This window comes from Xanthomonas sp. SHU 199, assembly GCF_000364665.1.
Lineage (GTDB): Bacteria > Pseudomonadota > Gammaproteobacteria > Xanthomonadales > Xanthomonadaceae > Xanthomonas_A > Xanthomonas_A sontii.
On sequence record NZ_AQOI01000100.1, the window covers coordinates 1 to 9,583 of the forward strand.

Below are 9,583 nucleotides of genomic sequence, written 5' to 3' on the forward strand. Positions count from 1 at the left end.
GCGGCAACGGCGGCGGCGCCGCATTGAAGCCCTGGCCCAGGAAGCTGGCCGGCGGCGGCGGGGGCGTGGCCGCCTGCTGCAACTGCGCGATCTGCGCCTTGGCCGCCTCCAGTGCGTGCTCCAGCAGCAAGGTGCGCTGCACCAGCAGATACGCGGCATCGGGTTGATCGGCCAGGCGCGCGTGGATCAGCGCGTCGGCCTGCGGATCTTTGGCCACCCCGCCGGCGCTGCGCAGGCGCGCCAGGAAGTCTTCGAGAAGCTGCTGTTCTTGCGGAGTCATACCCGTACCTGGATGCGATGACCGGCCCAGTGCCGGCACGGCACGGTATGGGCATCGCCCGGCGCAGGCCAAGGGTGCGTCCGAGCTCCGGTGTATCGGCATTCATCAATCACGCGCGCCGGGAAAACCAGCCCCGCGGCCGCACTGGCGAACTCCGACATTCTTCCGACAACGCGCGTCAGGTATGCCCCCACTCCAAGCGCAGACGCCGTGATTATTCCTCGTCGATGTCGGAACTGGAGGAGGACGTCGCATGCGGCAGCCGCGCCGCCCACATGTTGTCGACCAGGTTCGGATACGGGCGGCCATTCTCCTCGGCACGCTGCTTCGCCGCTTCCTTCTGCGACGGTGACAGCGGCTGGCTGCGTTGACCGCGCGGATTCGGTTTCTTCCACGGAGGCGTCTTGGACGAGGGCATGGGCGTCAGGGTGAGCGGGGAGGAGCCATCGTGATCCGGCTGTGCGTGCGCGGAGGGTGAAGGTGCCAGCGGTCGGCTGTGCCGACACTTAGCCGTTCAACATCTTGCCGGCGGAGGTGCGGTATTCCCCCTTCGTCACTACATCAAACTCGCCAGACACCGGCTTGCTTGGCGATCCTCGCACTCCACGACGCGTAAGATTGCACCGCGCCAACTCGAGCCCACACTGCATCACCTCCACCATTGCCAGCCAACTGAGCGGAAGCCAATATCGGCGTCGCCGAGCGATGGTTGGAATTGTTTAGCCACCGGAATGCATATGAGCAAGCAACACACAGACATCAGCAAGTTCCTCAGCTTTGTGCTTCGCCACGAGCCACAGGCCGCTGGCATTACCCTCGACAGCGAAGGCTGGGCGGAGGTCGATGCGTTGATCGCAGGTGCTGCGCAAAGCGGCAGGACGCTCGACGCAGACCTCATTCGTGCCGTGGTGGACAGCAGCGACAAAAAACGTTTTGCACTGTCGGAAGATGGCAGGCGCATCCGTGCCGTACAGGGCCATTCGACCGATAGCGTCGCCATCCAGTACGACGCCAAGGTGCCGCCGGAGTTCCTCTACCACGGCACCGCCTCACGGTTTCTGGACGCGATCCTGGCCGAGGGCTTACGCGCGGGCCAACGGCATCATGTGCATCTGTCGCAAGACATCGCCACCGCGACCACGGTCGGGCAACGTCATGGCAAGCCGGTTGTCCTGAAAGTCGAAGCCCTGCGAATGCACCAGCAGGGCTTTGCCTTCTTTCAGGCAGACAATGGCGTCTGGCTCACCCAGGCAGTTCCGAGCAGCTTTCTTTCGGAAATCTAGTTCCTGTGGCTATCTCGCTTGGGCACCCATACCGCGTGTGCGACTGGGCAGGAATGCCCAGGGCCGCATAATCCTTTGCTCCGATTTGGCGGGCGTTACGAGAATATCCCTGCATTACTCCGAATCCACCCCCGCTAGCGCGAACACCCAACGCGGCACCACAGGTTCGCCGGCATAGAAGTCCTTGGGCTTGTCCTCAGCCATCGCCCAACGGTGCAGCCAACTAATCCCGCCGGGGCCAGTGTAGCCCTCGGCATGGGTGTAGGCAGGGTCGCGCAACGCTTCATCCAGGGAAATGAAGGCGTAGCCGCGACGGCGCGTGGCCGCGATCAGATCCGGGAAGGCGGCGGCGTTGAGCGCGTTGGCGTGCATCAACCACACCTGCGGGATACGACGGCCGAACAGGGCCTGCGATTCGCGCTCAAAAAAGTCCAGCTTGTTGAGCATGTACGGCACATAGCCCTTGCGCAGGCGCAGCAGCGTGGCGTCGCGCGCCGGGCCTGGCGGCTCGTCCAACACATGCGCGTAGGCGAACGCCCAGACCCACTCGCCGCTGTCCACGGTCACCGGCGCAATGCGGTAGCCATGCGCGGCCAGGAACGCGTTGACCGCCTCGCGGTCGGCGACGCTGCGGCCAGTCGCTAGGTAGGGATGACGGAACCACTGCAGCGACTGGCCACGCTCCGTGAGCAACGGCCGCAAGGTGCGCTCGCCGCGCACGATCGCATCCTCGTATGCCGGCACGCCGACCTGGTGCAGGTTCACGTGGCCGTAGGTGTGGTTGCCCAGCGCATAGCCGGCATCCAGCCAGTCGCGCAGCATCGCCACGCGTTGCGGCTGGACTTGGCCGTCCTGCTCCAGCTTGTCCTCGTTGACGAAGCCGACGATGGGCACCTGCGCCTGCCGCAGCGAGGCCATCAATTGCGCATGCAGTGCCGGCAATTGCGCCGGCGGTGTCTGCTCGATGCGCTGCCACGGCAGGTCGTCGATGGTCACCGCGATGCGGCGCGTGTCGTCCTGGGCCTGGGCGAGTGCAGCGACGCACAGCAGGGCCGGCAGCAGCAGGCAGCGAAGTACTCTCATCGGACGTCCCCGGGATGGAGCCGCCAGTCTATACGCACACCTACAGACGACACCAAGGAGCACCTTTCAGCCGGTTGCGCGCCCTGCCTGGCCGACTCACCGGCAAGAGACAGGCACCGAGGATTCAACTCCCTGCGTGCGCGTTGCCACGGTCCTGCAAGCAGGATAAAGGAGAGCGGCGTTCCAGGTTCCGAGCCAGCACCCTCACCAGCTGCTCGCGCGCCAAGCGCTTTCGTGCAGGCGACAGGGCCGGCAGGATCTCCACAAGCGCATCGCTGAGCGGCAGCGACCAGGTCGCCTTGGGGCCATCCATCGCCTCATCTCTTCGGATCCCAGGCATACCGTGGATCCACGCCAGCATGAACGGCTTCTGCGACTGCGAATGGAATTCCAACGGCATCCCGCGTTCGGGCACGATGCGGACCGTCATGGACGGGCTATCGTCGGTCCATGGGATAGTTTCGCCATAGAGCCGCTCGAGCGCGTCTCTCACGCTATCTCCATTCACTTGCGCGGCACGCAGTTGGCGCTGTTGTCGGGGTGGGCAATCCCGATCGACAAACAACGCCTTGCGGATTCTGGCGATGGTTGCTGGTTCCATCGCCCGCTGCTGCAACACGTCCAGCCCGGTCGCGCGATCGATGCGAGGCGCGCGTGCCGCCGCGAACAGCGCCATCACCTTGTCCGTAGCGACCCCCTGCTCGGCGTGCCTCGCCCCATCCTGGTCCGTCCAGCGCATGACAAACCCCATGCCGTTGCGCGCCGGAACCAAGTGGAAACGTTCATCGACGTACCCCCACCCCATGTATGTGTATTGGATCGAGACCGAGGCGATCCTGATCGGGGCTTGCCGCCCGGCCGGCGCCGCAGCACGTCCTGCAGCAAGTAGCCAGAGCGATGCCACGGCAACGACGATGACCAACGCGATACGCATGCGATTCCCCCCAAGTGTAGGCAAACTAATCGACCTTTCATGCAGAGGGAAGCCGCCAGCGCCGGAATCTCCTTTTCGCACGTCCAATCGACACGGACCGCGGGCGCCGCGGAGCGGGTGCGCGCGCGATGCAGAACACGCGAGGCGCCGGCACTCGCGCCGCCATGGCACCATGCAGATGCGCCGACTGGCGCGCGGACCCGAACAAACGGAAACGACGGAATGAGGAAAGCGCTTTGGCTGGTCTGGACGTGCCTGCTGCTCGCCGGGTGCACGAACACGGCGCAGGCGCCCGCGGCAGCGTCGGCAACGAAGGAGGCCACCACGCAACCGGCACCACCTCCCGCACGCACGGTAGCGACGCAGCTCGGTGGTCAGCGCGGCAGCGGTACGCCGTACGAACTGGTCGGGACCGAGGTGTGGGATGTCCCCGATCCCGTGTCCGGCCGCACTTACCAGGTGTTCGTGGCGTTGCCTGCCGGCTATGCCGACCATCCCGAGCGGCGCTACCCGGTGCTGTACGCCACCGATGCCGACTACGCATTTCCGGTGGCGCGGCAGATTGCGCGGCGCTTGAACGGCGAAGGTCCGGCTATCGAGGACTTCATCCTGGTCGGCTTGTCGTATGCACTCGGCGATGAACCGATGCCAAGCCGTCGCCGCGACTACACGCCCACCACCGAGGCCGGCGATGTTGCGGCCGCCGGTGCCACTCACGGGGGTTCCAGCACCTACATTGCGTACTTGCGCGACCAAGTGCTCCCTTTCGTTGCGCTGCACTATCGCACCGATGAAGCGCGGCGCCTGTTCCTTGGCCATTCCTACGGCGGCCTGCTCGGTACGCAGATCCTGCTGAGCTGCCCGGAGCTGTTCTCCGGCTACATCCTGGGCAGTCCGTCGTACTGGTTCGGCGAGCATGCCATGCGCGCGGAGGAGGCCCGCTTCGCTTCCAGTCGCCGCGATCTGCCGGCACAGGTCTACATGTATGTCGGCGAGTACGAACAGCGCCGCTACGGCAAGCGCTACGACATGGTGACCGACGCGCAGCAGATGGTGCAGACCTTGCGTGGACGGCACTATCCGTCGCTGCGCCTGCAGTTGGACGTGCTGGGCGACGAGGATCACCTGAGCGTTGTGCCGCGCGGGCTCACCCATGGCTTGAAGTTTCTGCTGGGTGTTCCGCGGCAGTGAGGCGCTGCGAGCACGCCGCCGGTCGGGCGGATGCTGCATCTCCACGGATGGCGTTGTCGCGGCTGAAGCCGCTCCCACAGGTGCGCGCCGGCCGCCGTTAAAGGTCTTCTAAAGCAACGCCATTTACTGGCACGTGTTCGCAGAGGTTTACTGAAGGCACCGCGTAACGGCCGCTCAATACTTCAGCGCATCCGCCGTCGGCACCAGTGGCGCGAAGCGCGCGCCGCTGAAATCGTGCAGCAACCGGAGTACCTGGGCACCCCGCTGCGCCACTTCGCGGAAGTCGCTCTTGCGCAGACGATAGAGCCTGCCCTCGCGCGCGAACACCAGGTCGCCGCCATCCCAGTCGGCCCAGTCGCTGCCCGGCAGGTCGACCAGCACGGCGCCGTCGCGGTCCAGCACCCGGTGATCCTGGCCATACCAGGCATGGTTTTCGTGGCCGACCGCATGCAGCAGCGACTGCAGGCGGCGGCCATTGGCGCCGAGCTTCTCGCGCACGCGCGGGCGGCTGAAGCGGAACAATGCGCCGCTGCGCAGCCCGCCACGTTCGCCCTCGCCCTCATCGCGCAACTGCCAGCCATCGCGTTTGCGCAACACGCCATCGATCGGCTCGTCCTCGCCGCCGCCCGAATGCGTGCCGAACGGCCGCACCTGCAGATGGTGCGGCAACTGGAAGCCGGTCGGCATCGGAAAAGGATCCCGCCCCTCGCGTGGCCGGTGGTTCAACAACAAGGTCCGCTCGTCCTCGAACATCCCGCCGCCGCCCCAGCAGTCACCCTTCGGCCACAGCGCCAGTGCGGTGAAGAACGGCGGCCGCGACAGCGCGGTCCAGGTGCCGAAGTCGCCGCGCTGCTTGGAGGCGAAGTACACCAGCAGCAGCCCCGACGGCGACAGATCACAGCGCCGCTCGTAGATGCGGCCCTTGAACCACTGGCCGTGCACGAAGCTGTCGTCACGCAGATCCCAGTGGATCAGCTGCACCTGCTTGCTCGGCCCGCGGCGGAAGATCACCCCGGTGCGCGCCTCGCGCGCCAGCAGGGCGAACAGGCGGGCCGCCGGCGGGCGTTGCGACATTGAGGATTGTGCGGACTCCATCTGCGGATCTCCTCGCAGGACTCAGCCGTCACAGTGGCAGACCCCCGGCATCGCGACAACCGCCGCCGGCGCGCCGCATTCGCGACGCGCATGCCACCACCGATGTCCGCGAGCGGCGGGCCACCCGAGCCCGCCTCAACCGCGGCGCGCTACTTGGCGATCACCGACGTCCCCGACGGCACCATGTAGCAGGCCTGCGCCTTAGCACAGGCCTCGGCATTGATCTCGGCGATCTGGCTGGCCAGGTACTGCTCCGGGGTCAGGCCCATGCGGTTGCGGTAAGCGTTGTCCGCATCGGCCTTGGCTACCTGCTCCTGCTCGCGCTGGCGCTCGGCGGTGGTGGCTTCCACCAGCGTCTTGACCCGCTGCTGCTGCGCCGCGGTCAGGTTCATCTGCTGCAGCACGTCGGGATTGGGACGGGCGCGGCCGAGGGTGATGTTCTGGATCTGAATCGGCAGGCCCTGCTCCTTGACTAGGGCGCGCACGTTCTCGGTCACCGCCTCGTCGATCTTCCGTGCACTGTCCGGGTCGCTCATCATCCGCGTCATGTCGTAGCGCTTGACCTGGTCGCGCACGATCGCCGCGTACTGGCTGGCGACGTTGTTCTTGAACCAGTCCTGGCCGAAGCCGGACAGCAGCCGCGCCGGCGCGGTGATCCGGTATTGGATCTGCGTGGAGAAGTCCAACAGGATGTTGTCGCTGGACGAGAAGTCGTCGAAGGCCACCTGCACCGTCTGCGGCGTGGTGTCCACGTACACCGCCGACGTCGTCATCCACGTGTAGGTGCGGCCGGGATCGCGCACGTCGTCCAGGCGGATGCCGCCCTTTCCGAACAGCAGCGGCTTGTCCACCAGCACCGCCTGCTGCCCCGGATCGGGCGAGACCACGGTACAGCCGCACAGCAAGGCCGCCACGGCGGCGGCCAGCATGGAATGTTTCATCGATGTCCCCCTGAAGGACGGCGCCACGCGCCGTCGTGTGCGGGCGATGCTAGCGTATCGAGGGGGTGCAAGGCATCTGCTTGTCTGCTGGCGCCAGCCAGGCGCCGCTCCTCTCGCGCCGCGTCGTGCGCCCAACGCTGACGCCGGCAGGCTGAAGCCCAGCAGACAGCAGGCTCAGTGCTTCGAACTGGCAGGCGCAATCGCGCGGCACTGTGCGAGCAGTGCCTCACCGGCGGGGCTTTCCCTCGTCATGGGAAGGTCGCCAAAGGCCTGGAGCACCTCGGTCCGCACGCGTTCGGCGCCCTCGGATGAATCGACAAGATGCGGATCGTCCGACGCCATGCCGAAGCCCGGCAGCGCCGAAGGCTCCAGATGTCCCAATGCCACCAGTTGCCCGCACAGCCCGTAGTGGTAGGCGGCGTATTCGTTCCCAGCCAGCGACACGTCGCCAGCGGCGAACATGCCCACGTGGAAGCCCTCATGTGCCAACAGATCGGCGACGTTGGCCAGCGTCGCCTCTTCGCTCTGCAGCACCGGCACGATGAGGACGAGCTTCGGTCCTCTGCCCACCCTGTAGAAGGTCGCCTGGTAGTCCACCCGACTGGGCACGATGAGCAACGTGATGGCGATGTTCTGCACGTGCGACTGGGCGCTGACCAACGCGAGCGCCTCGGAGGCGACGCCGCAGATCCGCTCAGGCGTGCGCTCCAGTCCCTTGGCAAAGGCCACCTTGATGCGGCGATCGCTGCAGACGATGCGTTTTTCGAAGTGCACGGGCTGCGCGCGCCCCTGCGTCGCGACCTGAGAGCGTGTCAGGAACAAGCCCATCCCATTGATGGCACTGTGCTTGTTCATGCCCTCGACGGAGAGGCGCGGTGCATCCGCCGCCAGCGCTTGCGTGCAGATGAGTGCCATCCAGATGCATTGGAAGGCCAGCAGATGCGCCAAACTGCGCCTGCGCACGTTGTGCTGCAACCTCATGACCGAGTCAACCCGCATCGAAAGCCATTCCCTGAGGTGCGTGGTCTAGAGGCCGCAGGTGCCCAGCACCCTGTGGCCCGGATGATCCAGTGGGAAGAGAGCGCATAGGCAACCTGTCGATCCGGCAGGACATCTACATCAGGTCCGAGTAATCGCCGATCTGATTGCAGATCTCCACAGGTGGCTCGGCCAACTCCACCAACCGGCGCTTGCGGGCCGCTGCGTCGTTCTTCGGCGACACGATGCGATACAGCAGATACAGGCGGCCCTGCACCTGCCAAAGACCAAACGTGGAGAGCTCGGAGAACTGGTACGCCTTGCCGTCCAGCCGATGTGCGGTGAAGTTGCACTCTGCGTAGCTGCCCGAGCCACAACTGGCGTCGAGCGATCGCAAGCCGCCTGTTCCTCGCAGGTCGAAATGATAGGTCACCCCCACCTCGTTCCCTATGATCGTTGGCATGATCTGCTGCGCGGACAACGATCCCCCACTACCCCAATCGGCGGCTTGCTTACAGATTGCGTCTCCAGAGACTGCTGCCACAGCTTCGCTGGTAGAGACGTTGGCGCATCCGACCAAGAAGAAGCCGGTCAGCCCCAGCCAACAGCTTAGTTTCGCCATCGCCCCCTCCCGCTCCGGCGCCAGTGAAATAGCAGGTCTGGTTGACCTCCCACCAAAACGTAGCCGAGCGCGTGGAGCACTGTCCATCTCCGCCAGCTTGACCTGGCCTGCCAAGGGCCGCTTTTGGCTCACTCCAGGGCCGACTGGCAGAAGTGCGCCATCGCTAGCCCTTCAGGTGCGTCTTTGGTCACCATCCCATCCCGCATGAATTGCATGAAGTCTTTCGTCGCCAAAATGCCCGCAGCGTTCGACGCATTGACACTGTCAGAAATGCCTTCGGCATGCTGTGGAAACGCAACGGAAGGCAGATCCTCGCTCCTCACCCATCCCAGTGCCTGCAGTTGCGCGCATGCACCCATCGTGTAAGCCAGGCGCTCTTCCTTCTGCATCTCGGACGTCGTGCCACTGAGGCCCCGCAGCAGATGGAATGTTTCGTGGGCCGTCGTGGAGACGACGTTCGCGGCGGCCAAGTCGCTTTCCTTGTCTAGTGCGAATGCATAGCGCGTGCTAGCCCCGCCCGCTGTTGCGAGCGATGACGTGCGGGCAATGAGTTGCCGCCCTGGACTGATCAGATCCACAGTCAGCTTCAACTCCAGGTCGGGCAAGTCGGACGCAGCGACGGCGTACTGTAGTGCCGCCAGCACTGCACTACAGGCCGGCGCAGCATAGGGCTCTGCACTCTCCTGTCGTCGCAAGGCGACGTGCAGCGTTCCGCTGCGACACTCGTCAGTGACAGTGAATTTTTCGGCCGCGCGTAAGCTACCAGGCAACACGCTCACGGTTCTGACCACGAACACCGGCCCGATCCTGGTCACCGCCGTGGCGTGCGCGCCCTCTTTGGCGATCAAGTTGGCAGGTGGCGCCTCGATCGAGGTGCAGGCAGGCAACAGCAAAAGCGCCGTGGCCAGTGCGATGGCGCAGACGTGCCACCGCGCCGCACGCGGCGCATGCCGTATCAGCGCGACGTCGATGGCCACTGCTGGCCCAGCGCCGCCACCGCGCGTTCGAGCACGGGGTCCTTGCCGTCGCGTAGGTCGGTGCGGGTCGGCGCGGCCACGATATCTGGCAGCACGCCGACGCCGACGAAGTCGGTGCCGTCGGGGTAGCTGTCGCGTTTGACGCAGATCCGCGCCGAGCCTCCGCCGGGCAGGGCCAGCAGTAGCGGCTGGGCGGGGG

At 65.6% G+C, this 9,583-nt stretch carries 11 protein-coding genes and 1 pseudogene; 2 read left to right on the plus strand and 10 right to left on the minus strand.

Annotation, left to right across the window (positions count from 1 at the left end; genetic code table 11):
• Both D183_RS0104775 and D183_RS0104780 read right to left on the minus strand, forming a co-directional pair.
• Positions 1 to 280: DUF2076 family protein (locus D183_RS0104775; protein WP_017907991.1), on the minus strand; the 280-nt coding region annotated here is incomplete at its 3' end.
• Between the two features lie 214 nt (positions 281 to 494).
• Entirely contained in the window at positions 495 to 698 is a 204-nt protein-coding gene (locus D183_RS0104780; RefSeq protein WP_017907992.1) for a hypothetical protein, read from the minus strand.
• Between the two features lie 319 nt (positions 699 to 1,017).
• On the opposite strand from D183_RS0104780, the gene D183_RS0104785 reads away from it, so the two are divergent.
• A complete protein-coding gene (locus D183_RS0104785) occupies positions 1,018 to 1,563 on the plus strand; it encodes an RNA 2'-phosphotransferase (protein WP_039726162.1) in 546 nt (181 codons plus the stop codon).
• Positions 1,564 to 1,677: 114 nt separating this feature from the next.
• Here D183_RS0104785 and D183_RS0104790 read toward each other — a convergent pair whose 3' ends face one another.
• Together D183_RS0104790 and D183_RS0104795 are read right to left on the minus strand one after the other, a co-directional pair.
• Entirely contained in the window at positions 1,678 to 2,646 is a 969-nt protein-coding gene (locus D183_RS0104790; RefSeq protein ID WP_017907994.1) for a polysaccharide deacetylase family protein, read from the minus strand.
• Between the two features lie 124 nt (positions 2,647 to 2,770).
• Positions 2,771 to 3,580 (minus strand): hypothetical protein, encoded by an 810-nt coding sequence (locus tag D183_RS0104795; RefSeq protein ID WP_017907995.1) that lies wholly within the window; start codon positions 3,578 to 3,580, stop codon positions 2,771 to 2,773.
• Between the two features lie 222 nt (positions 3,581 to 3,802).
• Here D183_RS0104795 and D183_RS0104800 point away from each other — a divergent pair, with 222 nt between their 5' ends.
• Positions 3,803 to 4,771, plus strand: coding sequence for an alpha/beta hydrolase (locus tag D183_RS0104800; protein WP_039726161.1), 969 nt, complete (start codon positions 3,803 to 3,805; stop codon positions 4,769 to 4,771).
• Between the two features lie 174 nt (positions 4,772 to 4,945).
• Here D183_RS0104800 and D183_RS0104805 read toward each other — a convergent pair whose 3' ends face one another.
• The 6 genes and pseudogenes from D183_RS0104805 to D183_RS0104830 form a co-directional block, all read right to left on the minus strand.
• Positions 4,946 to 5,845 carry a hypothetical protein gene (locus tag D183_RS0104805; RefSeq protein WP_017907997.1) on the minus strand — a complete coding sequence of 300 codons (900 nt, stop codon included), beginning with the start codon at positions 5,843 to 5,845 and terminating at the stop codon, positions 4,946 to 4,948.
• Between the two features lie 170 nt (positions 5,846 to 6,015).
• Positions 6,016 to 6,795 (minus strand): SPFH domain-containing protein, encoded by a 780-nt coding sequence (locus D183_RS0104810; protein ID WP_017907998.1) that lies wholly within the window; start codon positions 6,793 to 6,795, stop codon positions 6,016 to 6,018.
• A 186-nt stretch (positions 6,796 to 6,981) separates the two neighbouring features.
• A complete protein-coding gene (locus D183_RS0104815; RefSeq protein WP_017907999.1) occupies positions 6,982 to 7,806 on the minus strand; it encodes a hypothetical protein in 825 nt (274 codons plus the stop codon).
• 115 nt (positions 7,807 to 7,921) lie between these two features.
• Complete coding sequence (locus tag D183_RS0104820) at positions 7,922 to 8,218, minus strand: hypothetical protein (protein ID WP_232757212.1); 297 nt, start codon at positions 8,216 to 8,218, stop codon at positions 7,922 to 7,924.
• 317 nt (positions 8,219 to 8,535) lie between these two features.
• On the minus strand, positions 8,536 to 9,384 hold the full coding sequence (locus D183_RS0104825) for a hypothetical protein (RefSeq protein ID WP_081613274.1): 849 nt from the start codon (positions 9,382 to 9,384) through the stop codon (positions 8,536 to 8,538).
• Positions 9,363 to 9,583: pseudogene (locus D183_RS0104830) on the minus strand (hypothetical protein); the annotation flags it as partial. The gene D183_RS0104825 and the pseudogene D183_RS0104830, both read right to left, overlap by 22 nt.